This is a genomic window from Anaerolineales bacterium, from assembly GCA_015075625.1.
GTDB lineage: Bacteria > Chloroflexota > Anaerolineae > Aggregatilineales > UBA2796 > UBA2796.
In genome coordinates, this window is sequence record JABTTZ010000001.1 from 1,588,180 (window position 1) to 1,613,154 (window position 24,975).

At 58.7% G+C, this 24,975-nt stretch carries 19 protein-coding genes; 18 read left to right on the top strand and 1 reads right to left on the bottom strand.

Annotated features, from left to right (window positions below):
- Positions 1-4 precede the first annotated feature (4 nt).
- The 11 genes from HS103_06640 (at position 5) to gmd (ending at position 16,927) form a co-directional block, all read left to right on the top strand.
- Positions 5-1,282: a glutamate-5-semialdehyde dehydrogenase gene (locus HS103_06640; protein MBE7512473.1), complete on the top strand. Its 1,278-nt coding sequence runs from the start codon at positions 5-7 to the stop codon at positions 1,280-1,282.
- A gap of 653 nt (positions 1,283-1,935) precedes the next feature.
- Positions 1,936-3,231: an extracellular solute-binding protein gene (locus HS103_06645; protein ID MBE7512474.1), complete on the top strand. Its 1,296-nt coding sequence runs from the start codon at positions 1,936-1,938 to the stop codon at positions 3,229-3,231.
- Between the two features lie 227 nt (positions 3,232-3,458).
- Positions 3,459-4,457, top strand: coding sequence for a sugar ABC transporter permease (locus HS103_06650; GenBank protein ID MBE7512475.1), 999 nt, complete (start codon positions 3,459-3,461; stop codon positions 4,455-4,457).
- Between the two features lie 3 nt (positions 4,458-4,460).
- Positions 4,461-5,372, top strand: coding sequence for a carbohydrate ABC transporter permease (locus HS103_06655; protein ID MBE7512476.1), 912 nt, complete (start codon positions 4,461-4,463; stop codon positions 5,370-5,372).
- Positions 5,373-5,973: 601 nt separating this feature from the next.
- Entirely contained in the window at positions 5,974-7,182 is a 1,209-nt protein-coding gene (locus HS103_06660) for a UDP-N-acetylglucosamine--N-acetylmuramyl-(pentapeptide) pyrophosphoryl-undecaprenol N-acetylglucosamine transferase (protein ID MBE7512477.1), read from the top strand.
- A gap of 204 nt (positions 7,183-7,386) precedes the next feature.
- Positions 7,387-8,652 carry an adenosylhomocysteinase gene (locus tag HS103_06665; protein ID MBE7512478.1) on the top strand — a complete coding sequence of 422 codons (1,266 nt, stop codon included), beginning with the start codon at positions 7,387-7,389 and terminating at the stop codon, positions 8,650-8,652.
- Position 8,653: 1 nt separating this feature from the next.
- Positions 8,654-11,272, top strand: coding sequence for a DUF4397 domain-containing protein (locus HS103_06670; GenBank protein ID MBE7512479.1), 2,619 nt, complete (start codon positions 8,654-8,656; stop codon positions 11,270-11,272).
- A gap of 55 nt (positions 11,273-11,327) precedes the next feature.
- Complete coding sequence (locus tag HS103_06675) at positions 11,328-12,569, top strand: glycosyltransferase (protein MBE7512480.1); 1,242 nt, start codon at positions 11,328-11,330, stop codon at positions 12,567-12,569.
- Between the two features lie 304 nt (positions 12,570-12,873).
- A complete protein-coding gene (locus tag HS103_06680; GenBank protein ID MBE7512481.1) occupies positions 12,874-14,940 on the top strand; it encodes a DUF4397 domain-containing protein in 2,067 nt (688 codons plus the stop codon).
- A 5-nt stretch (positions 14,941-14,945) separates the two neighbouring features.
- Positions 14,946-15,935, top strand: a complete 990-nt coding sequence (locus HS103_06685) for a GDP-mannose 4,6-dehydratase (protein MBE7512482.1) — start codon at positions 14,946-14,948, stop codon at positions 15,933-15,935.
- Positions 15,936-15,940: 5 nt separating this feature from the next.
- Positions 15,941-16,927: a GDP-mannose 4,6-dehydratase gene (gene gmd / locus HS103_06690; protein ID MBE7512483.1), complete on the top strand. Its 987-nt coding sequence runs from the start codon at positions 15,941-15,943 to the stop codon at positions 16,925-16,927.
- A 103-nt stretch (positions 16,928-17,030) separates the two neighbouring features.
- On the opposite strand, the gene HS103_06695 is transcribed toward gmd, so the two are convergent.
- A complete protein-coding gene (locus HS103_06695) occupies positions 17,031-17,177 on the bottom strand; it encodes a hypothetical protein (GenBank protein ID MBE7512484.1) in 147 nt (48 codons plus the stop codon).
- Between the two features lie 84 nt (positions 17,178-17,261).
- On the opposite strand from HS103_06695, the gene HS103_06700 reads away from it, so the two are divergent.
- From HS103_06700 to prmA, 7 genes are all read left to right on the top strand, one after another.
- Positions 17,262-17,606 (top strand): DUF4342 domain-containing protein, encoded by a 345-nt coding sequence (locus HS103_06700; protein MBE7512485.1) that lies wholly within the window; start codon positions 17,262-17,264, stop codon positions 17,604-17,606.
- Between the two features lie 331 nt (positions 17,607-17,937).
- Positions 17,938-19,338, top strand: coding sequence for an SUMF1/EgtB/PvdO family nonheme iron enzyme (locus HS103_06705; protein ID MBE7512486.1), 1,401 nt, complete (start codon positions 17,938-17,940; stop codon positions 19,336-19,338).
- 15 nt (positions 19,339-19,353) lie between these two features.
- Complete coding sequence (locus tag HS103_06710) at positions 19,354-19,572, top strand: hypothetical protein (GenBank protein ID MBE7512487.1); 219 nt, start codon at positions 19,354-19,356, stop codon at positions 19,570-19,572.
- 188 nt (positions 19,573-19,760) lie between these two features.
- Entirely contained in the window at positions 19,761-20,354 is a 594-nt protein-coding gene (locus HS103_06715) for a Rieske 2Fe-2S domain-containing protein (GenBank protein ID MBE7512488.1), read from the top strand.
- Positions 20,355-20,403: 49 nt separating this feature from the next.
- Positions 20,404-22,200 carry a cytochrome bc complex cytochrome b subunit gene (locus tag HS103_06720; protein ID MBE7512489.1) on the top strand — a complete coding sequence of 599 codons (1,797 nt, stop codon included), beginning with the start codon at positions 20,404-20,406 and terminating at the stop codon, positions 22,198-22,200.
- A 78-nt stretch (positions 22,201-22,278) separates the two neighbouring features.
- The gene (locus tag HS103_06725; protein MBE7512490.1) at positions 22,279-23,469 is read left to right on the top strand and encodes a c-type cytochrome; all 1,191 of its coding nucleotides are present in this window, start codon (positions 22,279-22,281) and stop codon (positions 23,467-23,469) included.
- A gap of 560 nt (positions 23,470-24,029) precedes the next feature.
- Entirely contained in the window at positions 24,030-24,953 is a 924-nt protein-coding gene (prmA, locus tag HS103_06730) for a 50S ribosomal protein L11 methyltransferase (protein ID MBE7512491.1), read from the top strand.
- Positions 24,954-24,975 lie beyond the last annotated feature (22 nt).

A 24,975-nucleotide genomic window follows, 5' to 3' on the forward strand; every position in this document is an offset into this window, starting at 1 on the left:
ACAAATGACACTCCAGACGGATACCCGTCTTGATCTGGCACAGATCGGGCAGGCGGCGCGGGAAGCCGGGCGCATCCTTGCCAAGACGCCCACCGCCGCGAAAAATGCCGCCCTGTACGCCATTGCCGAGGCGCTCATCGCCCGCGAGGGGGAGATTTTGGCGGCGAATGATCAGGACATGGCAGCGGGGCAGGTGGCGGGCATGACAGCAGCCCTCTTGGATCGGCTCTCGCTTGCGGGCGGACGCCTTGCCGCCATTGCCGCCGACGTGCGAAGGGTTGCCGAACTGGATGATCCAGTGGGCGAGGTGATCGAGGCGCAGACGCTCCCCAACGGGCTGGCAATAGAACGGCGGCGGACACCCCTCGGCGTCGTTGGGGTGATCTACGAGGCGCGTCCAAACGTCACCGTCGATGTTGCCGCCCTCACACTCAAGACGAGCAACGCGGCGATCTTACGCGGCGGGAAGGAAACGATCCACAGCAACGCCATCTTGGTGCGCGTGATTCGGGAGGCGATTCAGGGCGCTGGCTTGCCCGCCGATGCGATTCAGGCGATCAACGACCCAGATCGCCGTTATGTGGGCGACCTGCTGCGCCTTGATCGCTATGTGGACATGATCATCCCACGCGGCGGGGCAGGCTTGCATCAATTCTGCCGCGAGAACAGCACGATCCCAGTGATCACGGGGGGGATCGGGATTTGTCACCTTTTTGTCGATGAATCGGCAAAGCAGGCGGAATCGCTGCCGGTCATTTTCAATGCGAAAACACAGCGCCCCTCGGTGTGCAATGCGCTGGACACGCTCCTCGTCCATGAGCGCGTGGCGGCGTCGTTCATCCCCCGTGTGGTAGAGCAGCTTGGCGCGGCGGGAGTCACCTTTCATCTTGATCCCCACGCCCTACCCTATGCCGGGGGTGCAGAGTGCTGCCAAGCTGCCGGTGACCATTCGTGGGATACGGAGTGGCTAAGTCTCGTGTTGGGGATCAAGGTTGTCACTGATCTGGACGAGGCAATTCAGCACATTCAAGCGCATAGCACCTTTCACAGCGACGGTATTCTGACCGAAGATGCCGAGAATGCCGCCCGCTTCTTAGAGGAAGTGGACTCGGCGGCGGTCTATGTGAACGCCTCGACGCGCTTCACCGATGGATCGCAGCTGGGCTTGGGGGCGGAGATCGCCATCAGCACCCAGAAACTCCATGCGCGGGGACCCTTGGGGCTTCGCGAACTGACCAGTTACAAATGGGTCGTGCGCGGCGCCTACCATGTACGGACGTAACATCTGCTCATCGCTGATTCTCGGTAATCCCCCGCACGCATGCCTGTAGGGGCGCCCGCCCACACCCGCCTTCACCCGACGGTACCCCATCGGGCTACGACTGACCACCCCGCCCTAAAGGACGGGGCTGAAAACAGGGAAAGATAAAAAATCTGCTTTCAGCACGCGGGCTTTAGCCCCGCGCCCCCTGGGGCGTCCGCGCCTATGACCCCGCGCCTCCGCACACCCTTTCCTTTCACCCATACCTCATATGGTTGCCCGCTACGTTAATCGCTTAGCTATGCATCATTGTGTTCCCCTCGGTAGGGGCATGATCGTGAGCGTCTGCGCCCGTTCCCCACCTAATCGCCGGCGGCGTTAACCGTTTACCTATTCTTCCCTATTACACCCTACTTAATCTTAACGCTTATAAAAGGCGACAAGTCCTATCTGGTTTTTGAGTTTCAATCCCTGATTTCCCTTTCTCTGTGAGGTTTTCTGCCTCTTTCTTAGGCTTTGGTGATCAAAATTGGCTCGATGAAGTATTGACTCGAAAAAAGAAAGTGTTATAGTTCTCAATTGTTCCGTTTTTTGTGCTGCACTCTCATACTTATTCCAGTCCCACCCCTGCTTGTGTGAGGGTTTGGTACGTTTCTAAATAAAGGGTATGTGCTATGAAGACTCGTCTGTTCGTGATGCTTTTAGTCGTGTTCGCGCTAATTGCAGTCCCCCTCCAAAATACTCCCGTCCAAGCTCAAGAAGTTACCTTAACCCTCGGCTCATGGCGTATAGACGATACAGCCCAGATCAGAGAAATTCTTGATGTTTTCAATAAAGCCAATCCGGGTATTGTTGTTAAGTTTGACCCCACCAATCCGCCAGACTATAACGCCACACTCCGCACACAACTGGAAGGCGGCACTGGTCCAGACCTGTTCTACCTCCGTTCGTTTGCCACCTCGCAGCAGTTGTTCAAAGAGGGTCACATTGCCTCGTTGAAAGACCTTGAGGTATTGAAAACCGCCTTTGATCCAGCCAGCCTTGTACCATGGTCAAGCGCCGAGGGCGAGCCATATGGCGTGCCGATCATGGCTGTTTCGCATGGTGTTTACTACAACCAAGATTTGTTCGCCGAACTCAATATCGCCGTTCCCACCTCATGGGCAGACCTCATGACTGCCGCCCAGACGATCAAAGATGCGGGTAAGATTCCCTTTGCCAACGCAACGGGTGAGTCATGGACAATTGCTGAAATCGTGCTGATGAACATCGCTCCCACCTTCATCGGTGGGCGCGAAGGGCGCATGGAATACCTCGAAGGCAAGCGCTGCTTCAACGATGCCGATGCGGTGAGCGTTTTCGCCGCAGTGGGCAGTTTAGCGCCGTTCTTGCCAGCCGGTCAGCAGGCGCTCAAGTATTCGGACAGCCTCCAATTGTTCCTTCAGGGCGAGGCGGCAATGTGGTTTGGTGGATCATGGGACATTCCCGCGTTTGAGGCGGAAGCCCCCGACTTCTCGTGGAGTGTCTTTGCTGTTCCCGCCCCAGAGGGGAAGGAAAGCGCTGTGACCTTCCATCTTGACGCGGCAATTGGCATGAATGCCAATTCCAAGAACAAAGAAGCCGCCACGAAGTTCCTTGAGTGGTTGGGGACCGAAGAATTTGCCACCATGCTTGGGGATAAGCTGCCCGGTTTCTTCCCACTGCTGAAGGATGCCAAGATCACTCTCTCCAACGAACATGCCGATGCGTTCCTCAAGCTGAACGAAGGGCGTAAGACGGACATTCGTTGGGCATGGGAAAAACTGCTTGACACGCCTTCGGATATGAAGGATGCTGTCGATGGCTATACCCTGATGCAGGATAACGCCATTGCTGTGATTAACGGCAAGGAAACGCCTGAAGAAGCGGCAAATGCCCTTCAAGCGGGTCTTGCTGTGTGGTACAAGCCGGCGATGACCTGCGGCAAGTAAGACCCATCGACGAAGCAAGTACACCTTAGCAGCCCAACTGACGAACGAACCTTACGCAGCCTATCGGTTTCGTCCTGAGATTTCCCGACGAATCGGGGTTGGGGGGGGCAGCACCCCTCCCAACAAGAATCGTCCCCACTTCCGCTACGCGGGAGAGGGGGCTAGGGGGTGAGGACTTGCGCGTAAGAACGTAGCGACGTTGGGCTGCTGTATTAAAAGGATTTAGGATGGCAAAAACAATTACCCCTGCCTTATCCGATCATCGCTCTGCCTCACGAGCAGCCGCTGCTTCACAAGCCAACTCTTGGCGTAAAAGGCAGCGTTTATGGTGGATGTTGTTCATCGTTCCTGCGGTGGTTGTCTATGTGATCTTCATGGCAATGCCGCTCATCAATTCGATGGGCTTAAGTTTTTACACGGGCGAAGGGCTGCGCCCAGAGCGCTTTGTGGGGTTGGATAACTACATTCAGCTTTTCACCGGCACAGTGCTGCGCGAACGATTCTTCAATGCGCTTCGCAATACGTTTGTCTTTTTCTCGATTCATATGATCGTGCAGAACTCATTGGGGCTGTTTTTTGCCCTTCTGCTGAACTCGCAGATTCGTGGACGCAACATCTATCGCACCATCATTTTTGCGCCGGCTACCATGTCTGTGCTGGTCACGGGCTTTTTATGGTCGCTGATCCTCAACCCGCAGTGGGGTGCGGCAAAAAAAATATTGGAAGCCTTCGGGATGCAATCGGCGGTACACCCCTGGCTTGGGGATACGCAAACCGCCCTGATGACTATTTCACTGGTCTCCTCGTGGCAATGGGTGGGGCTGCCGACGATGATGTTCCTTGCCGGATTATTAACGATTCCACAAGAACTGATCGAAGCCGCCCATATTGATGGCGCCTCGACGTGGGAAGTCTTTATCCGCGTCAAACTTCCCCTCTTAATCCCCGTGATCGGCATTGTCTCTGTCCTGACCTTTGTGGGGAACTTCAATGCCTTTGACGTGGTGTACACGATGGCGGGCGCACGCGGGCAGCCCGACTATTCCACCGATCTGCTGGCAACCTTCTTTTACCGCACCGCCATTGCCGGTGAGCATCCCGTTGCCAAACCTGATATGGGGCTTGGCGCAGCGATAGCCACGATCACCTTTTTGATTCTGCTCTCCGGGGTCTCGCTGTGGTTGATTCTCTCCCGTCGCGCCGAACAGAATGCCTTTCAGGACTAAGCCATGAGACGCATCAATCTCTCCAATATTGGCACTCATGCGGTCTTGATCGTGTGGTGTCTGATCGTCCTGTTCCCCATCTGGACGATGCTCATCAATTCGGTCAAGCCCAAGCGCGAAATCTTTCGCGATCCGTTCGGATTTCCCTCCCAATTTACAGCGGAAGGGTATCAGGGCGTGTGGATGGAGGCGGGCGATTTTAATCTGGACAAGTGCCTTGCCGAAATCCCCGCCGGGCAAAATTCGGTGGGGTGTTACTTACAACTGCTGAACACGGGGTTTGCCGTTTACTACCGGAACAGCATCTTCGTCACGGTGGGGTCGCTGTTTCTGATTGTTTTTTTGGGATCGTTAGCCGCCTATGGGTTGGCAAATTGGCGAACAAGGCTATCGGGGCTGATCCACATCTTCTTCATTGCCGGATTGATGATCCCGATTCGCTTGGGAACAATCAACCTGCTGCAACTGATCCAATCGCTTGGACTAGGCGATAGTGTGCTGGCGCTGATCCCCATCTATGTGGCGATGGGGATGCCCATTGCCACGTTCGTCTTAACCAGTTTTATCCGTTCGCTGCCCAGAGAATTGAATGAGGCGGCACAAATTGATGGCGCGTCGGAGTGGCGTATCTACCGTTCGATCATTTTGCCGCTGATTCGCCCCGCCATTGCCACCGTGATCATCTTTAACATGCTCCCCATCTGGAATGATCTGTGGTTTCCGCTGATCTTCACGCGCAGCCCCGAAACGCGCACAGTCACCTATGGGGTGTCCTTGCTGTTTGGTCAGTATTACACGGATTGGACTCGCGCCCTCAGTGCGCTCTCACTGGCGGCAGTACCGCTGTTGATCCTCTACGTGTTGATGTCCAACCAGTTCATCAAAGGGTTGACGGCTGGTGCAGTGAAGCAATAGGTGTAGGCGTTAGGCATCTGCCCTCATCCCCCTACCCCCTTCCTCTCTAGGGGAGAAGGGAGAAAAGAGGCGTTGAGGGGGCTTCCCCCTCAAACGTCCCCTTTCGATGAATAACCCTAACTAGGGCGTGTTGACAGTGTAATCTCTGTAGGGGGCGCAATGCCCCGCGCCTATCGCCGTCCGTGAGCGCCCGCCGCTAAAGCAGTGGGCTAAGGCTAACCACCCCTTCGGGGCTTAAAGACAACCTCGCCTTGCCTATGCTGATTTAAGCCCCAACGGGGCGATCATGCCTAGCGCGTGGGCTTTAGCCCCGCGCCTATCGCCGTCTGTGAGCGCCCGCCGCTAAAGCAGCGAGCTAAGGCTAACCACCCCTTCGGGGCTTAAAGACAACCTCGCCTTGCCTATGCTGATTTAAGCCCCAACGGGGCGGTCATGCCTAGCGCGTGGGCTTTAGCCCCGCGCCCCCACCCCATAACCAGAGACAGGGGCGATCTTCCCCTGTCCCTGCAAGCGGGGGAGGATAGGGGGTCTAAACCAAATACGTCAACGCCGACTCCCTAAGGTGAGTCGCTACCCCTGTTTCAGGAAGGCTGCGCTATGATTGGTTGGCAAAACCACCGGTCAGACTGCTACTTATCCATCGGTGGTGAACGAGGGTGCTGAAGAACCTATGACGGCGACTGCCTCAACAACCTATCTAATTGCAGCGGGGGGGACGGGCGGCGGGATTTATCCTGCGCTCACCACCGCCGAGGCGCTCCAACGCCGCGAACCACACGCCGCCCTTCATTTTGTGGGGGCGGTGGGCGGCATGGAAGAACGGATCGTCCCCCGCCAGCAGTTTGCCGGCTACCATGCCCTGCGCGGCGGTCCGCTGCATGGGGTCAGCCTGCCGCGCCGCCTCCTCAGCCTTGTTGCCATTGCCTTTGGCATCCTTCAGGGGTGGCGTCTCGTGGGGCGGCTTCGCCCGGCGGCACTTTTCCTCACGGGGGGGTGGGCGTCCTTTGCGCCAGCGGTGGCGTGCTGGCTGCGGCGCGTCCCCATCGTGATCTACATGCCGGATATTGAACCTGCCCTCGTCATCCGCGTGATCAGCCGCTTTGCCCGCCTCATTCTGACGCCCGTCCCCGAATCTGCCGCCTATTTCGCCCATCTGCCCAAGCGCGTGCGGGTGGAAAGCGTTGGCTACCCGCTGCGCCAAAGCCTTTTGAGGGCGACGCGGGAGGCGGGCATCGCCCATTTTCGCCTTGATCCGGCGCGGAGAACCCTTTTAATTTGGGGGGGGAGTTTGGGGGCGCGGCGCATCAACGAGACGACGGGGGCGATCCTCCCCGACCTGATCGCGGCGGGCGTGCAGGTGATTCACGTCAGCGGTGAGCGCGATTGGGAAGTGGTGCGGACGCGGTGGGAATTTCTGCCAGAGGCGGTGCGGGCGCATGTCCAGGTGTTCCCCTATCTGAAGGACGATGCGGGCTTGGCAATGGCGGCGGCTGACCTCACCGTGAGCCGCGCCGGAGCGAGTACGTTAGGGGAATACCCTCATTTTGGCTTGGCGGCGATCCTCGTTCCATTGGCGTTTGCCTGGCGTTACCAGCAAGTGAACGCCGATTGGTTGGCGGCGCGGGGGGCGGCAATCCGCTTAGATGATGAACGCTTGGCGGCGGAACTGCTCCCCACCCTCCGCGCCTTGCTTGATGATTCAGAGCGCTTGCGGGAGATGAGTAAGGCAGCACGCGCGCTAGCAGGGGCGAACGCCGCCGAGCGCATCGCGGAACGGATTGCCGAAGAAGGGGCAAAGGGGCGGCATTGATCCCCCTCCCCTCTAATCAACGCTTTCCCGCCGCTTTCTCATCGATTCCCTAGTGATTTTCGGGCTACTTTGCTATAATGCAGCCCCGTTGTTTCATCCACGTATTGAGACGGTTATCGAAACGTCCGAGTAAGACGCCCCCGTGCGCCCCTCGTTCACCCTTGCCTAGACCGTCTGCCTTGTAATCGCTACTTTGAGGAGCATATGACAACCAGTTATCACGTTGCGGATACCAGCCTTGCCCCCGGCGGCAAACTGCGTATTGATTGGGCAGAACAAGAAATGCCCGTGTTGCGTCAGCTTAAGGCACGCTTTGAGAAAGAAAAACCACTGAAGGGCTTGCGTCTTTCGGCTTGTCTCCATGTGACCACCGAGACGGCGAACCTTTTGGCGGCGCTCCAAGCCGGAGGAGCAGATATTGTCATTTGCGCCTCAAACCCGCTTTCCACCCAAGATGATGTGGCAGCCTCCCTCGTGGTGAATTACGAAATCCCCGTCTATGCCGTCAAAGGTGAGGATAAGGAAACCTATTTCAACCACATTCAGGCGGGCTTGGATCACAAACCGAACATCACCATGGATGATGGCGCTGACCTTGTGGGCGTTCTGCACAAGGAGCGCCGCGAACTGCTTGAACATGTCGTGGGCGGTACAGAGGAGACGACGACGGGCGTCATTCGCCTGCGAGCCATGGCGGCGGATAAGGCGCTCATGTTCCCGGTGATTGCCGTGAACGACAGCGCCACAAAACACATGTTTGATAACCGCTATGGCACGGGGCAATCGACCATCGATGGCATTGTGCGGGCAACGAACATCTTGCTTGCCGGACGGACAGTTGTTGTGGCGGGCTATGGCTGGTGCGGGCGCGGCATTGCCAGCCGTGCGCGGGGGATGGGCGCTTTGGTGATCGTCACCGAGATTGACCCGATCAAGGCGCTCGAAGCGCTTATGGATGGCTACAGCATTATGCCCATGAGCGAAGCGGCAAAGATCGGGGATATTTTCGTCACCGCGACGGGTGATGTCCACGTCCTCGATAAGCACCACTTCGAGGTGATGAAAAATGGGGCGCTCGTCTCCAATTCGGGGCATTTCAACGTCGAGATCAACATCCCCGCCCTCGAAGAACTCTCCACCGGCAAGCCCAAGCAAGTACGCCCCTTTGTCGATCAATACACCACCAAAGACGGGCGCAAGATCAACCTTCTTGGGGAGGGACGGCTGATCAACCTTGCTGCGGCGGAAGGACACCCGGCAAGCGTCATGGATATGTCCTTTGCCAACCAAGCCCTGGCAGCAGAATACATCTATAAAAACGCCAAGAACTTGGAAAACCGCGTCTACGCACTTCCCGAAGAAGTAGACCGCGAAATCGCCCGCATCAAATTAATGGCGATGGGGATGCATATTGACAACCTCACCGCTGAGCAAACGGCTTATCTAAATCAATGGCAGGAGGGGACATAAGATGACCCACAGCCGCACCTTCGCACAATCATTCGTACAATCAATCGCTCGTAAACTCATGTTGGCGCTGGTGATCCTCACCGCGCTGGCAGTATCCATCAGCCCGTCCTTTGGCGGGCGCGTGCAGGCGCAAGAAAGCACGGCTTTGCTGCGCTTCGTCCACGCCGTCCCCGGCGCTGGCGGCGTCGATATTTACATTGATAGCATCCTCGCTGCGCAGAACGTTCTGTTTGGGACGGGGACGCGCTTCTTCACCGTAGAGGCAGGGCAGCGGGCGGTGACAATCACCCCTAACGGGCAAACCGCCCCCATCTTTTCGGGGGCTGTTCCGGCAACCGCTGATCTCGGTCATACCGTGATCGTGCAGGGGTCTCCCTCTGGCGTCGAAGTGGGCTTGTACGAGGACGAATTGTTCCCCGTCCGCTCTGGCGCAACCCGCCTGACAGCGATCCACGCCATTAAAGGCGCCGCCCCTGTTGATGTCCTTCTCGTCAGCGGCACGACGATCACCCCGCTGATTCAGGGCTTGACCTACGGGCAGCCCTTCGGGACGCTCGATATTCCCGCCTCGGCGGGTGATCTCGTCGTCGTTCCGGCGGGCGGGACGGTGGATGCCGCCGTCCTCCGTGCGGAAAAGGTCAGCCTTGTCGCCGGCACGTATAACACCGTGCTGGCGGTGGGCGCTCCAAGCGGCGAACCCGCCCCCAAAGCGCTGCTGCTGACGACCCCCACGCAGGCGGAAAACGCAGCAGCTTCGGCGTTGATCAGCTTTGTCCACGCGGCGACAGATGCCCCCGAAGTCGATGTCTATGTCAACGGGACGCTGATCGCGCCGCGTTTGGCGTTTGGCGCGGCAACGCCCCATGTGGCGCTGCCCGGTGGGGCGCAAGAAGTAACCCTCCGTGCGGCGGGGGCGGCGGCTGACTCCGCTCCGGTGGGGACGGTTTCGGCGGCGGTGAACGCTGGCTTTGCGGCAACGGTGATCATCTCCGGCGCGCTCGATGGCTTGAACATTGAAGCCTTCCCAGACCGCGTGAACAGCATCGATACGCTGAAGGCGCGGGTCAAGGTGATCAATGTCCTGGACAGCGAAAGCCTTTCCCTTGCCTTGCCAAGCGGCGAGAGTGTCGCGGGCGCAGAGGGCGTGGACGTTGCCCCCACCACAGGCGAGGCACGCCTAAAGGGTGGCTCGCTAGAGACGGCGCTCAGCCTTTCCCTCAGCGGCGGCACGCTGACGAACGTGATCCTTACCGGGCGGGCAACCGAACCGACGATCATCGTCAACACGACCAGCCTGAACGAACGTCCGGGCAACCTGCCCATGCCGGGCGGCGCGGCGGTGGCTGTCCAAGCGACGCCCACCCTTGCCCCCTTGCCAACAGCAGAGAGTGGCGGCGGGTCGGTGTTCTTGCCAACGGCAGCCCCGACGGTAGTCCCCGTCCCAACGACGGAGGCACCCATTGCCGTCCCCACCAGCAACCCTGATCTCGTCGTTGTCCAGCCGACGGCAAACCCACTGGCGTTCCAACCGACGCCCTTCGGCAAGACGGGCTGGACGGGGACAGTGGCGACAGACCCGGGTGTGAACCTGAAAATCCGCGAATACCCAAGCCAAGATGCCCGCACCCTTGCCCTCGTCCCCAGTGGCGATACGCTGGATGTGGACGGCTTGCGCGGACCGAAGGTCGATGAAAATCTGCCCACCCCCTCCGAACCAACGCCGACGCTCTCCGCCGAGGGGGTGATCATTGATGACCTGTGGGTGTTCGTTGAGTGGCGCAAGCCGGACGGCACAATCACGGGCTGGACGAAGCCGCAGTACCTCCGCCTGAAAAACGGGAAGGGAATCAACGTCTTCAAAGTGGAAGATATTCTCACCCTCCCGCTGATCCCTGAAGATAAGTTTGGGGTGGTGGGCAGCGGCTCAGCGACGCCCATTGCCACCGTTGCCGATCGCGTCATTGCGACGGTGACGGTGAATCCGGGCGTCAACCTTCAGATGCGCCGCTTGCCCGGCATCGACAGCGAATCGCTCACGCTGCTCCCCGCTGGCGCTCAGTTGGTGGCGGTGGGGCGGACGGAAGTTGCCTCGCAGGGCGGCTTGATTGGTGAGCCGCAGTCGCTGACGTGGATCAACGCCATTTTTGAGACGGAGAGCGGGCGCATCACCGGTTGGGTGAATTCGCAGTTCCTCGTCCTCACCTTCAAGGGACGCGCCTTTGACATCAAAGAACTGCCTCTTGTGACCGAGCCGACCCCGGGCGGCGTCGTGGGCAGCGCCCCGATTGTCCAGCCGCCTGTGCAAGCGGGGTTGGTGGCGACGGTGGACAAGGTGAACCCCGGCGCCAACCTCCAACTGCGCCGCACGCCAAGCGCACAGGGCGAGTCGTTGGGTCTGATTCCCTCTGGGGCGCAAATCCCCGTCTTGGGTCGGAACAACACCGCCGAGTGGCTGCTTGTGCAGTACAATGGGGTTGAAGGCTGGGTGAACGCCTTCTTCGTCACGGTGACGAAGGACGGCAAGCGGGTGAACCTCTTTGACGACGTGAAGAACGTCAGCGAGGAAAACGACGCCACCGTAACGCCCTCCCCCACCCCCTCGGCAACACCAGCCAGCTAAGGGCGGCGTTCATCACCGCTCCAAAACACGTCAATCACACAAAGGGGGATGCCTTATGGGGCGTCCCCCCTTTCCCTTAACTATGCGTATTCTTCTCATTCATCCCCTTTTCATCCGGCTGAACGACTTCGGCGCCTGCGAGCAAGATCGCCTTTCGGGTCTGGAGGGTCTGCTGCGCCTCGGTCACACTGTGCAGGTGGTGACGATGAGCGGTGTTGGGCAAGCCCCAGAGCAGCACCGCGCCTTCTACGCCGAACGCGGTGTACCCGCAGTGGTGCTTCCCTACCAGCGCTCTAAGCGTTCTCTGCTGCGCCTCGCCCGCTTGGGCTACCTTGATGGGGCGGCATGGGAGTATGGTACGCCCACCTTTCAGGCGGCGGTGGCGGCGGAGATTCAAGCCTTTGCGCCGGAAGTGGTGTGGTGTCACGGCTCATACATGTGGTCGCCCGCCCTCCAAGCGCGGGCGCGGGGAATTTCGGTGGTAGTGCGCTCCGTCAATTTTGAATCGCTGCACCATCGGGACGAGGTGAGTCGGCTGACTTTTGCCCACCGCCTGCGCGTGTTTGCTAAAAAGTGCGGGGAAGAAAACGCGGCGCGGGGGGCGTCCGTTCTCGCTGCGATCAGCCCTGCGGAGCGGGCGCTTTATGAAAGCATTCCCCGCCACAGCGAAATCGCCACACTCCCCTTGCGTGCGCTGCCCGCTTTCCTACGCCCGCCGCGCCGGATCGTGGATGATGAGGCTGATCAACCCACGCGCCCGCTGCGCGTCTTTTTTATGGGGTCCAGTTATAACATCCCTCACAACCGCGCTGCGCTGCTGTTCATCCTGAACGAGATCGTCCCTCGCGCCCGTGCCGCCGCACCGGGCGTCTTTGAATTTCACCTCCTCGGTGGCAAGATTCCCGCCCCCCTGCAAGCATCTGCCGCGCCGGATGTGATCTTCGATGGCTTTGTCCCCGATTTGGAGGCGCACCTCGCCGGAATGGACATTGCCCTTCCCCTCTGGCGTTTTGGGCGGGGGATGCAGCAGAAGGTGTTCGAGGCACTCTGTCGGGCGTTTCCGGTGATCACCCATCCCCGCGCTTTGGCGGGCTATGACTTTCGCGATGGCGAACACCTTCTTCACGCCGCAGAGCCGGACGAGGTGATCAGCGCCCTTCTGAAACTGCGCGAGGCAGCCTATCGGCAGCGGCTTTCCGAAGGGGCAGCGCGGCAAAGCGCCGCCCTGTTTAGCGGGGCGATCCTTGACGCCGAAGTAGCGCGTATTTTGGCGCGGGCAGCAGACGAAAAGGCATAAAAGAGCGTGCAGTTTTGAAGCCCCGAAGGGGTGACTGCTTTCAGCCCGCTGCTTTAGCGGCGGGCGAACGCAGATAGCGCGGGCAGCACCAGAATACCCATTTTAAACAAGGGCATCTTTCAAAAACCCCTATCCCCCTACCCCCTTTCCCTGCAAGCAGGGAAAGGGGGTGAATAACCCTTCTCCGTTTACGGGGAGGGGCAAGGGGTGGGGTTTTGAAATGACTTGAAGATAAACGACAGAGCGTGGTGTGGTCGTGGTACAATGAACCGCGTTTCGGCAATGCGCTTTGGGGAGGGTTAGTATGGCGGGGAAAATGCGATTTTGGGGGCTATTTATTGCCCTGAGCTTACTGATCACAGCCTGCGGCGGACAAACACCCACCGCAACGCCGCCGCCTACCCCGCCACCGCCCCCAACGGTGACGATCACCCCCTCCGCAACACCCGACACGCGCCGCCCCATTGCCGAGCGGGTGAACCCCGACACCCAAGCGACGATCACCTTTTTCCTCGCCGCTGGCGATGCCCCTGCTGTCGATATTTACATTGAGGCAAGCCTGACCGCCTCCCGCCTTGCGGCGGGGCGCCCCTCTGCCCGCCAGACGGTGAATGCCGGCGAATACAGCATCCGCGTTGTCCCCGCTGGCGAAGGGACAACCAGTGAGCGCCTTCTGTACAGCGGCACGCTCAGCTTTCGGGCGAAAACCAGCACGATCCTCGTCTTTCATGGGGCGGCGGATGCCCTGCAAGGGACGCCCTACCTTGAAGACCTGACGGGCGTTCCAGCAAAACAGGCGCGGCTCAGCGTCGTCAACGCGCTGAGCGAGACGGGCGCCGCCGAGGCTACCTTTGGCGAACTTGCGCTAGGGGCAGCCGATGTGGGCGGCTTGCCCACCGATGCCGTACTCGTCCCCGCTGGACGGGGGCGCTTCCGCTTTGCCCGCCGGGGGACGACCCTTGTCGAGGTGGCGCTCTCCCCGCGAGAGCGCCAAACGAATACGATTATCGTTTATGATGGGGCGGGGGATAAGCCCACCGCCGCCCTGATCAGCACGCCCACCCAATTGGAAAGCCAACTGCGCATTCTCCACGCCAGCCGCACGGCGGGCGTTGCCGATATTTACCTTGATGATCGGAAGTTCCTCGCCAGCGCCGAATTTCCGCGTGGGACGCAGTATGAGACGACCCTTGCCGGCAATTACACGCTGCGCCTGACCAGCGCCAACGGAGCGGACACCCTCGCCGCGCTGCGCGTGACGCTTGCCCCCGATGCGAAAACGACGGTGATCATCACCGATATTCAAAACCCCCGCCCAAAGGCACGCGGCGAAGATACCTACCAAGAGATCATCCCCAGTCTGACCCTTTTGAAGGAAGACCTCAGCCCCCTTCCAGAGGGGCTGATGCGCCTGACCGTCTACAACGCCATTGCCAACACAACAGACGCCCAGATCAGCGATCCGGTGCGCCTTGTGCCCGGGCTGACGGGCATTGATTACGGCAAGGCAAGCCGCGCCGCTGAACTTAGCGCCGGAGAGCGCGGCTTGGTCGTGACGGGGATATTGGGCAGCGGGCGGCGCACCTTAGAATTTTTTGATCTCTATCGCTTCAAACCCGGCTTTGCCTATCTCTATGTGATCACTGGACAGGAAGAAGGACTCCCCGTCTTTTTTGAAACGGAAGTGGGCGTCAAAAATGTGATCACGACAGCGACCCCCGCCCTGGTGATGAATGTGCGCTTTGTGAACGCCCTGACGAACGTTGGCGATGTCGATGTGCGCATTGGTGGGCGGACGATCTTTAGCGCTGTCCCCCCAGAGACGGCGCTGGATTTCACCCCGATTGAAGGCATTGTCAGCACCATCCAGATTATCCCTACGGGGGGGGAGACGGTCATCCTGACCGCCGAACTCGTCGCCCGGGCGAACACCCAACTCTCAATCATCGCTCTGGGGTCGGGCGAAAATCTGCGCCTGCTGCAAACCGCCGAGCGCTACGATTCAACGACATCGGGGGCGCTGCTGCGCTTTGTCCATGCCGCGCCCGGGGTGGAGGCTGTCACCATCCAATCGCCCCTGACGATCCGATCCGCTGTGAACATTGATCCCTCCCTGCCCACGCCCACCCCCGTTGTCCGCAGCGTTCAGCAGTACGAGCGCGTGGAGTCGCTCTCCATCTCGCGAATTCGGGCATTTCGGGCGGGGACGTACACCTTCACCGCAAACCGCGTCACCGATGGCAGCCTTGTAGCGGATGTGTTCGATGTGACGATCCTTGAAGGGAAACGCTACGACTTGATTCTTTTTCCCGGTGATACAAGCCGCGCCCCGCGTTTGGTGCTGCTAGAGACGAAAGCGATGGACGAATAAGCACAGTGGCATTGCGTTTTCTTATCACAGGGATTGGCGGGTTTGTCGGCGGGCATTTGGCGGCACACCTACGCGAGCGTTACCCCGACGCCGATCTTCACGGGACGGTGCTGCACGCGACGGAAGGGGCAAAGGTTCAAGAGCGCCTAAGCGCCCTCGATGTGCGCCTTCATGCCTTAGACAGCCGCGACGAAGGGGCGACCCGCCATTTGCTCACTGAGATACAGCCGGACCGCATTGTTCACCTTGCCGGTCAGGCATTCATCCCTCGCTCCTTTGAGTCGCCATGGGAGACGATAGAGACGAACCTTCGAGGGGCGCTGAACCTCTTTGAAGGGATGCGTGCCGCCCGCCTGCTGAATACGCGCATCCTGATTGTTGGCTCGGCAGATGTCTATGGCATTGTCCCCTCGGAGGCGCTCCCCCTGCCGGAGAGCGCCCCACTCAACCCCACCAGCCCGTATGGGGTGAGCAAAGCGGCGCAAGACATGCTGGCGGCACAGTATGCCCGTTCGATGGGGCTGCACACGATCCGCGTTCGCCCTTTCAACCATATCGGACCGGGGCAAAGCAACCGTTTTGCGGCGGCGGACTGGGCATCCCAAATTGCCGAGGCAGAACTTGGGGCGCGTGAGCCAATCGTGCGGGTGGGCGATCTCTCCCCCGCCCGTGATTTCACCGATGTGCGCGATGTCGTCCGCGCCTATGCCCTGTTGTTGGAGACAGCGCGGGCGGGCGAGGTGTTCAACATTTGTCAGGGCGTGCCAGTGCGGATGGAGGTCATCTTGAACACCTTAATCCGCCTCAGCCGCGTACCGATCACCGTGACGGTAGACGCGGCACGGCTGCGCCCTTCGGATATTCCCATGCTCTACGGAGACTCAACCGCCCTCCGTGCCTGTACAGGCTGGCAGCCTGTTTACACCCTAGAGCAATCGCTCAGCGATATTCTGAACCAATGGCGGAAATTTCACACGACTCAGGAGACACAGTAATCACTATGGCAGCTACGGCAAAACGTGCCTTAATCACCGGCATCACCGGACAAGACGGGTCCTATCTCGCAGAATTGTTGTTGGAAAAAGGCTATCAGGTCTATGGCTTGGTGCGCCGTGCCAGCACTGTGAATTCCTCTCGCATCGCCCATATCCTCGATAAAATCACCCTCGTTTCCGGCGATTTACTCGATCAGGCGTCACTTCAACACGCGCTGCAAGTCTCCGAGCCAGAGGAAGTCTACAACCTTGCCGGGCAGAGCTTCGTGGGGACATCCTTCACCGAGCCGATTTTCACCGCCGAGGTCACCGGTCTAGGCGTCACACGCATGTTGGACGCCATCCGCTTTGTGAATCCCGCCATCCGCTTTTATCAGGCAAGTTCGTCGGAGATGTTCGGGAAGGTTCACGAAGTCCCTCAACGGGAGACAACGCCGCTCCACCCCCGCAGCCCGTATGGGGTGGCAAAGGTCTATGGGCATTGGATCACGATCAACTACCGTGAAAGCTATGGGCTGCACGCCACCAGTGGAATTCTCTTTAACCACGAATCGGAGCGGCGCGGGTTGGAATTTGTGACCCGCAAGGTGACACACGGCGTCGCCCGCATCAAACTAGGCTTGGCGGAAGAACTGCGCTTGGGCAACCTTGACTCACAGCGCGATTGGGGCTTTGCTGGCGATTACGTGTACGCCATGTGGTTGATGCTTCAGCAGGACTCCCCCGACGATTACGTTGTGGCGACGGGCGAGACGCACACGATCACCAAACTGGTGGAAACGGCATTCGGCTATGTGGGGCTGGATTGGCGTGAATTCGTCGTCCAAGACCCGGCGTTTATGCGCCCCGCAGAGGTTGATCTGCTCATTGGCGATCCCTCGAAAGCAAAGCGGCAGTTGGGCTGGCAGCCGCAAATGCCCTTTACACAGTTGATTCACCGCATGGTCGATTATGACCTGAAGGCGCTTCAGAACGGTCACAGCAAGAAATAAGGTACGCCCGCCGCCTGTCACCCCTACGGGGCTTGAAGGCAAATGCCGCACGGTGTATTCCGTGTTAAGCCCCAGCGGGGTGATTATTCTTAGCGCGGGCGTTTTAACCCCGCGCCACCCCTACGGGGCTTGAAGGCAAATGCGGCACGGTGTATTCCGTCTTAAGCCCCATCGGGGTGATTATTCTTAGCGCGGGCGTTTTAACCCCGCGCCATGTGTTTCCCCGCGTCCGTGTGCGGCGTCCACCCATGATCGCCCATCCCCTTGCAACCTTTCTCCACAGCCTTCGTATTAAGTCTTTAGGAATCGATGATCTCTATAAGGAAGATAAACCATGTCTGAGGAAACAAAACACAAGACCGAAGAAACCGTCCGCACCTTTGCCGAAGAACTCTCTGTCGCCGGAAATCAGCTTATTGGACGTGTCCAAGAATTGATCTCTGAGGGGAATATTCGCCGTCTGGTGATCAAGGACTCGAATGGGCGGTTGATCGTGGAAGTCCCCCTGACGTTGGGGGTTGTGGGCGGGGCGGGGGTGGCAATTTTTGCGCCGTTCCTCGCCGCGCTAGGGGCGCTGGCAGGGCTGCTCTCTCGCGTGCAAATTGTCGTGGAGCGCTACGAAGACCCGGCAGATGCGGCGAAAGAGGCAACCTCGAACGTCGTTGATCTAAACGACTAAGTACACCCACAATGAAAAGGCGGGATGGCGCATGATCCCGCCGCTAAAGCAGCGGGCTGAAAGCAGCCACCCCCACGGGGCTTGAAGGCGAAAATGCCGTTCGCCTTTCCTCCTCAGCCGCATAGCGGCTGAGGGGGAATTATTTTTGTGCGGGGGCGCTGCCCCTCAACTCATTTTTGGTGGGGATAGGTACGTCTGTCCCCACCAGGGACTCGCCCTCATTTCTGCTCGTTTGTCCCACTTTTCACCCAACGCTCACCGGCTGACCTTTGTTTTCGTCCCAAAGTCCGGTATCATTCGCCGCCGTTACCCTGACTGCAAAATGGGACTTATGGGACGATCACAACCGACTTCGACAAATCTTCGGCGGCGGACCAGCAACGGCAGTTGGCAGTGGCTCATGATTGGGGTGATCCTCGGCATGGGCTGCTTCAGCGTCGTCTGTTTGGGCGCTTATGCCGCAAACTTGATCACGCTTAACCTACCTGGGCAGCAGCCCATCCTCACGCCGACCTTCGTTGTGGTGCAGGTGACGGCAACGCCCGAACCCACCACACCCGCACCGCCGCCTAGCCCCACCCCAGAAACAGCCATTGCACAGCCCACACAGCCGACGCCTAATGCGCCAACGGCTACCGCGTTCATTGGCGTTCAGCCCACCCAACCCGGCGCTTCTGGCGGCAACGCTGGCACACTGCCCACCATCCCTGTTGTGGGGGCGACGGCAACGCTTGATGGGGGGAGTTTTACCCTATCAGGGACGCCGACGGTGATGGATTTGACGACGCCCGGCGCCTCTGGTGGGACGGGGGCGGTGGTTGATGTTAACCCGACGGAACTGCTCTTTTTGCAAGGCGGCTCATTCACGATGGGAACAACCCCCGCCGAAGCCGCCCGTGCGGTGGGCGACTGCCGAGATCGGGATCAGGGCATTTGTGAGATCACCTACACAGAAGATTCCGTCCCCGCGCACCAGATCACGGTGAATTCGTTCTGGATGGAACGCTTTGAGGTGTCCTTCTCGCAGTATGTTGCCTTCCTCAACAAGATTGGACCCGGAGCGCACCTGACGGGCTGCGGGGGCTTTCCGTGCGTCGCTATTCAGGGGGCGGGAACACAAGCCGAACGCCCCAACAGCTACATTCGCTATGACGGCTTGCGCTACAGTGTCACGGTGGATTTCTACACGAATCGCCCGGTGTATTATGTGACATGGTACGGGGCAGACGCTTTTTGTCGTTCCATCGGGCGGCGCTTGCCCACCGAGGCGGAATGGGAACGGGCAGCGCGTGGTTTGCAGGGGCGGCTTTACCCCTGGGGCGATGCGTGGGACTCCAACCGCGCCCGCACCTCCCGCCCGACAAATCAAGGCGGACCGGACACCATCGACGCCTATCCTTCTGGGTCAACGCCAGAGGGGGTTTACAACCTCGCGGGGAACATTTCTGAATGGGTTGCCGATTGGTACGACGCCAACATTTACCGGACGACGGCGGCGAACACCATTGACCCGAAGGGTCCGCCAAGCGGGACGCGGAAGGTGCTGCGCGGCGGCGATTGGGACGCTGTGCCGCTTTTTGCCCGTTCGGTTCACCGCCGCGATGAAGACCCGCTGACGCCGCGTAATTCGCTCGGTTTTCGCTGTGCCTCGGATACCAACCCGAACACAGTAGGCGGTGCGCCTCCCCAAGCGACACCCGTTGTTCCTATCCCACCGGGAACGGGGGGGTAAGGGGTTCTTCGCGTCGTGATCCCGCTGCTTCAGCGGCGGGCGCATACCATAGGCGGGGGTGTGGCACAGCGCGGGGTTAAAACGCCCGCGCTAGGCATGATCACCCCGTCGGGGCTTGAATCCACAATGACTTGCCTTCCAAGCCCCGTCGGGGTGGTTATCTTCAGCCCGCTGCTTCAGCGGCGGGCATCCCTACTTCGTATCCCTCTTGTTCGGACATCACTCTATTGCTGAAATCCCTTTGCCCCGCTACAATCCCCGTTCACTGGCGCGTTGACACACTTTTTAAGTTGTGATAAATTTAACAGATAGCGACAAAAACCCGATAAATAACGCTTGTATGCCGATTTAGGCAACCCAAAAGAACGCCACCTCGCCCGTGACTTTGAGGCGCTGCGCCACTTGAAAGGATTTGTTTAACCATGACCTCACCCACCATCAAAGGCAAGGCGTCCGTCGCCCAGACTGCGGCTGCCAAAGCCCCTGCCCCCACCGCTGCCGATCAGACGATCAAACCGATCAACCGCCGCGAGTTCCTCTTTTACATTTGGGGCGCAAGTATGGCGCTTCTTTTGGCAACCAGCGGTGGGGCAATCATTTGGTTTGCCCTTCCACGCTTTAAGGCGGGGCAGTTTGGGGGTGTTTTCAGTATTGACCCCGGTGCCGTTCCGCCCGTCGGGGCAAAACCGGCAGAAAATGCCGTCGGGCGCTATTGGCTGGCGAACACCGAACAAGGCGTTGTCGCCCTCAGCGCCGTTTGCACACACCTCGGCTGCTTGTTCAAATGGTCGGACACGAACGGGCGCTTTGAATGCCCCTGTCACGGCTCAAAATTCACCAGCGACGGAACCTTTATTGAAGGACCCGCCCCCCGTGATTTGGATCGCTTTGCCTTGAATATTGTCACCCCCTCTGGCACGCAGAGCTTCACCGATGGCGAGCCGGTCAATGCGACAGGGGCGACGGAAATCCAGATCAACACCGGGCGGAAACTGAAGGGCAAAGCGCACGGATAACGGCTAGGGTAAAGGAAGCGCACCGCGTTCGATTAGAAGGGATAGAGTTATGTCCGTATTGCCGTTTCCTTCTTTCCTTGACGATGTTAAGGAGAAGGGTTTCCGTAAGGCGCTTTTGGAACTCGTAGACGAGACCGTAGAGCGCATTACCGCCGGGATGAACATTCAAGATATTCGTGAGGCACTGCGCGGCGAAGCGCCCACCCGCCGCCCCAACCCGCGCCTGACGCCCCACGCCGATGCCTTCTGGATGCATATGCGTCCAAGCTACTATCACCAAGCGGTGACGGGCATTTACCCCACCTTCCGTTTGGGCTTTCTCTCCACCTTCTTTTTTGTCATTGAGGTCATCACCGGCTTGTTCCTGATGATCTTCTACACGCCCTCGCCCAATGTCGCCTATGCGGACATGCTGAATATCTTGACGAACGTCCCGCTGGGGCAGTTCATGCGCGATATGCACCGCCTTGGCGCAGAAGGGATGGTGTTGGTCGTCGCCCTCCATACGATACGCACCTTCGCCACTGGCTCGTATAAAAAACCGCGTCAATTCACGTGGTTTACGGGCATGTTATTGATGCTCTTTACGCTGTTCCTCAGTTTTACGGGTTATCTGCTGCCCTGGGACCAATTGGCGTTCTGGGCGGTGACCATCGGCACATCGATGGCAGAGGCAGCCCCACCGGAAATTGTAGGGACGAACGTCAACCTAATTCTGCGCGGGGCGCCGGATATTGGCGCGGGTGGGCTGCTGCGTTTCTATCTTGCCCATGTCTTTTTGCTGCCGATGCTGACGGCAATCTTCATTGGCGTTCACTATTACAAGGTCGTCTTGCACGGTCACAGCCTGCCGCCGCGCCTTGAAGAAGTGGGGAATGACACCGCCAAGCGCGTCCCGATGGATAAGCGCGTCTACTTCATCCCCGATGTGGCAACGACGGAAATGCTGTGGTTTGGCGGCACGATTTTCATCATGACCGTCATGTGTATTTGGTTCTTCCATGCACCGTTGGAAACGCACGCCAACCCACAGATCACCCCGCTGCATACAACCGCGCCGTGGTACTTCTTGTGGCTGCAAGGGCTGCTGAAGCTAGGGGATAAAATCCTCTTTGGGTTGGTTTTCCCCACCATTTTGTTAGTGATGTTCATGGTCTGGCCCTACCTTGAGGTGGGCAAGAGCCGCCGCTATGCGCACCGCCGTTTTGGGCTGAGCCTGATGTTGAATTTCTGTCTGTTCATGCTCGTCCTTTCCTACATGGGAACATCGCGGTGGGGTGTTGATACCTCTGGCGACCAAGAAATGGTGCAATCGATTGCCCCGATGGAAGGTGTCGGCGTTGTTCGCAGCGTCCCCTATGAAAACTGGGAAAACGGCACGTACTGCACGGATAACCTTGAGGAAGATCACCTTCTCCCGCTGGTGGAGTGGGGCATCCCGCAGACAACAACCCTCCCCAACACCGCGCAGCCAGTCACCTGCCGCGCCGTGCCGGAGGGGATGATGCACGTGATGGAAGCCTTCAAGCACGAAAAAGAGACGTGGGGTGGGAATCTGCCCAATGTCGTCGGTATTTTGACCGTCTCCGACGCCCAAACCGATTTGAAGCGGATTGACCTGAAGGTGATCTGGAATATTGCCGAGGTGGACGAAAAGAGCGTCCCGCTCCGTGATGAGAACGGCAATATCAAGATCAAGATGGTCGAATCGCTGTTCAACGAGGAAGGCAAGCAAGAGCTTGACGAACAGGGCTTGCCTAAGACGTTCACCATCAAGGGCGTGAAATCATCTGGAAAGACGATTTTTGTCAGCCGCTTCTCCGAATATCAGGGTGGCGGACACTAACAAGGAACGGATCGCACCAAGTACAGCCGGGGCGGGTTGAGTAACCCGCCCCTTCATGAACACACGGAAAGTCACCTCATGAAGATAGAGAACAAGATTCTGTTGGGCATCGGTTTTTTTGTGGGGATCATGCTCCTTGTGGGGTGGATCGCCATTAATGAACCCGTGCGCATGGAGGTCTTTACGCAGCAGTGGCAAGGGCGCAGCATCGAACGCGGTGCCGACCTTTACCTGAACCTGTGTTCGACCTGTCACGGGCAAGATGCGCTTGGCGCGGCGGGGGTTGCTCCGGCGTTGAAAAACCCCTACCTATTCCTCACCGAGAATCCGGCGAAGGTTGCCCAAGCGGAAGCGAATGCCCTGATCGAGGAAAAAGCCAGCCTTGAATCGGCGCTTCAGAACTTTGAGGAAAACGCCACCAAACTTGCCGAAAAGCAAAAAGAATTTGACGCCGAAACCGATCCGGCGAAAAAAGCTGAACTTCAAAAAGAGCTTGACTCGCTGAACGCGGCGATTCGTCTGTTTGGGGATCGGGCTGCCACCGAGAAGCAGATCGCAGACCTGACGGAGACGATTGCCGAGAAGCAAACCGCCCTTGACGACTTGATCGCCCAGGGCTGGGATGCCACAACGAATGTCCGGCTAAAGGAGATGAACAGCGGCGATCTGAAGGCATACCTCCGGGCGACGCTGATCGCCGGACGCCCGCTGAGCATCTATTACGGCTGGACCCAAGCGATGCCCGCTTGGTCACAGATGGTCTCCGGCCCGCTTCGCGAAGACGAGATTGAAAACCTCGTCAATTACATTGTGAACTACCGTGAACAGGCGATCAAGCTCACCCCAAAGGATCTCCGTCAGGGGTTCAAACTGCCGGCGGAAGCGGGCGCTGCTGGCGAGGGGACGAAAAAGGCTGTCATCGGGGAAAAACCCAATGTGGAGGCGCTTGATCTGGCTGGTGGTGATGCGACGAAGGGTGAGACGCTTTTCACCCGCCTTGCCTGTGCCGCCTGCCACAGTACTTCTGTTGGCGCGGCTTATGCCGCTGCCTCAACCGCAGGGATGGCTACCCGCGTGGAAGCAGTCCGCTTGAAACTGCCTGAATTCGCCGGGTACACGGTGGAACGCTATCTTGCCGAGAGCATCCTCTACCCCAATAAGTACATCGTCCCCGGTGGGGTAAGCGGGATCATGCCGCAGACGTTCGCTACCCAATTGACCCTCAACGATCTGCAAGACCTGATCGCCTATATCGAAACGAATAAATAACCTGTAGGCGGACACGCGCACAGAAAACGGGGGATCACAACGATCCCCCGTTTTTGGTTGGGGGTGTCCTCTCTAGAGCAGACGCCGTTGGCTTTATTTTCCCTGTATTCATCGAAGGGGGTAGATTGAGGGGGAAGCCCCCCCAAAAAAACACATTTCTCCCTCTCCCGCGTAGGGGGTTGGGGGCGAGGGGCTGTGCGTAAGGTGCGTTTACAATTTTGGGGAAGTTCAGACAACCGAAAAGCCCCCTTGCGGGGGGCTTTCCGGCTGACGCCTGAACGGGTGTGTCAGCGGCTTGGTGGGAGTCCAGTGAAGCAGCGATGGTACGACAGTGAGTCTACAGCGCGTCTACGATGGTGCAGCGATGTGAGAGCGATGAGTCAACGACGGTAGTTCGATGCGGCTAGGATGGTGTTGTGTTGGTAATGTCGCTGATGTCCCGTTACAGTTGTCAGTATATACCCATCTTTTGTCATTCTGTAGACAAAAAACCCTTATCATTATGAATTTTTTCTGAAGAATGTTCGGAAACAAGTGAAACGATTAACGAAGGAACGCTAATGCAGTGGATTGAAGTCTCTCTTGAGGTTGATGGCGAGGCAGCGGAAGCCGTTGCCGAGGTCTTGCAGCGCTATGGACATCAGGGTGTTGCCATTGAACAAGCCGGCTTTTTCATCGAGACTTGGGAAGATGATATTCCCACGCCGAAAAAGCTGATCGTCCGCGCTTATATTCCCGCCGATGAACATGCCGAGGACGCCAAACGGCAGCTTGAGGATGCGCTTGGCTATCTACGCATGATGTACCCCATGCCTATTCCCCAGTATACCATAGTCGATGAGCAGGATTGGGCGGATGCGTGGAAAGTCCATTACCACCCGCTCCGCTTGGGGCGGCATATCCTGATTCGCCCTCTGTGGGTCACCGATATCCCCGCCGAACCGGATGATATTGTGATCGCCCTTGATCCGGGCATGGCGTTCGGGACGGGGACGCACCCTAGCACACAGCTTGTTCTGGAGGCGGCGGAAGACCTCTTAGAAGATAGGGCGGGGATCAGTGTCCTTGACTTAGGCTGTGGATCGGGCATTTTGGCGATAGGGGCGGTGAAGATGGGCGCGGGGCGAGTGCGGGCGGTGGATACCGACCCAATGGCAGTCCGCGTGACGGAAGAAAACGCCACCGAAAATGGCATCCCCGGACGGATTGAGAGTTCAAGGGGCAGCCTTGCCGATCTCTTGGCAACGGGCGAGACGTTCGATCTGGCGCTGGTGAATATCCTTGCCAAAGTGATCATTGCCATGTGTGGGGAGGGCTTGGAGCGCGTCGTTAACCCCGGCGGGATCGCCGTCTTTGGCGGGATCATCGAGGAACAGGGGGACGAGGTGGAGGCGGCACTCAGCAGCGCCGGATTAACCCCCTACAAACGCCGCCTGTCAGGGGATTGGATCGTCATTGAGGCGCGGCGGGAGATGGGAGAGTAGCGGGGGGCTGCCCCACCCCGTA

Excerpts from the sequence above, each read along its gene's own strand:
- HS103_06640 (MBE7512473.1), top strand. The coding sequence starts at position 5 with ATGACACTCCAGACGGATACCCGTCTTGATCTGGCACAGATCGGGCAG.
- HS103_06645 (MBE7512474.1), top strand. The coding sequence starts at position 1,936 with ATGAAGACTCGTCTGTTCGTGATGCTTTTAGTCGTGTTCGCGCTAATT.
- HS103_06650 (MBE7512475.1), top strand. The coding sequence starts at position 3,459 with ATGGCAAAAACAATTACCCCTGCCTTATCCGATCATCGCTCTGCCTCA.
- HS103_06655 (MBE7512476.1), top strand. The coding sequence starts at position 4,461 with ATGAGACGCATCAATCTCTCCAATATTGGCACTCATGCGGTCTTGATC.
- HS103_06665 (MBE7512478.1), top strand. The coding sequence starts at position 7,387 with ATGACAACCAGTTATCACGTTGCGGATACCAGCCTTGCCCCCGGCGGC.
- HS103_06670 (MBE7512479.1), top strand. The coding sequence starts at position 8,654 with ATGACCCACAGCCGCACCTTCGCACAATCATTCGTACAATCAATCGCT.
- HS103_06675 (MBE7512480.1), top strand. The coding sequence starts at position 11,328 with ATGGGGCGTCCCCCCTTTCCCTTAACTATGCGTATTCTTCTCATTCAT.
- HS103_06680 (MBE7512481.1), top strand. The coding sequence starts at position 12,874 with ATGGCGGGGAAAATGCGATTTTGGGGGCTATTTATTGCCCTGAGCTTA.
- gmd (MBE7512483.1), top strand. The coding sequence starts at position 15,941 with ATGGCAGCTACGGCAAAACGTGCCTTAATCACCGGCATCACCGGACAA.
- HS103_06695 (MBE7512484.1), bottom strand. The coding sequence starts at position 17,177 with ATGGGTGGACGCCGCACACGGACGCGGGGAAACACATGGCGCGGGGTT.
- HS103_06700 (MBE7512485.1), top strand. The coding sequence starts at position 17,262 with ATGTCTGAGGAAACAAAACACAAGACCGAAGAAACCGTCCGCACCTTT.
- HS103_06705 (MBE7512486.1), top strand. The coding sequence starts at position 17,938 with ATGGGACGATCACAACCGACTTCGACAAATCTTCGGCGGCGGACCAGC.
- HS103_06715 (MBE7512488.1), top strand. The coding sequence starts at position 19,761 with ATGACCTCACCCACCATCAAAGGCAAGGCGTCCGTCGCCCAGACTGCG.
- HS103_06720 (MBE7512489.1), top strand. The coding sequence starts at position 20,404 with ATGTCCGTATTGCCGTTTCCTTCTTTCCTTGACGATGTTAAGGAGAAG.
- HS103_06725 (MBE7512490.1), top strand. The coding sequence starts at position 22,279 with ATGAAGATAGAGAACAAGATTCTGTTGGGCATCGGTTTTTTTGTGGGG.
- prmA (MBE7512491.1), top strand. The coding sequence starts at position 24,030 with ATGCAGTGGATTGAAGTCTCTCTTGAGGTTGATGGCGAGGCAGCGGAA.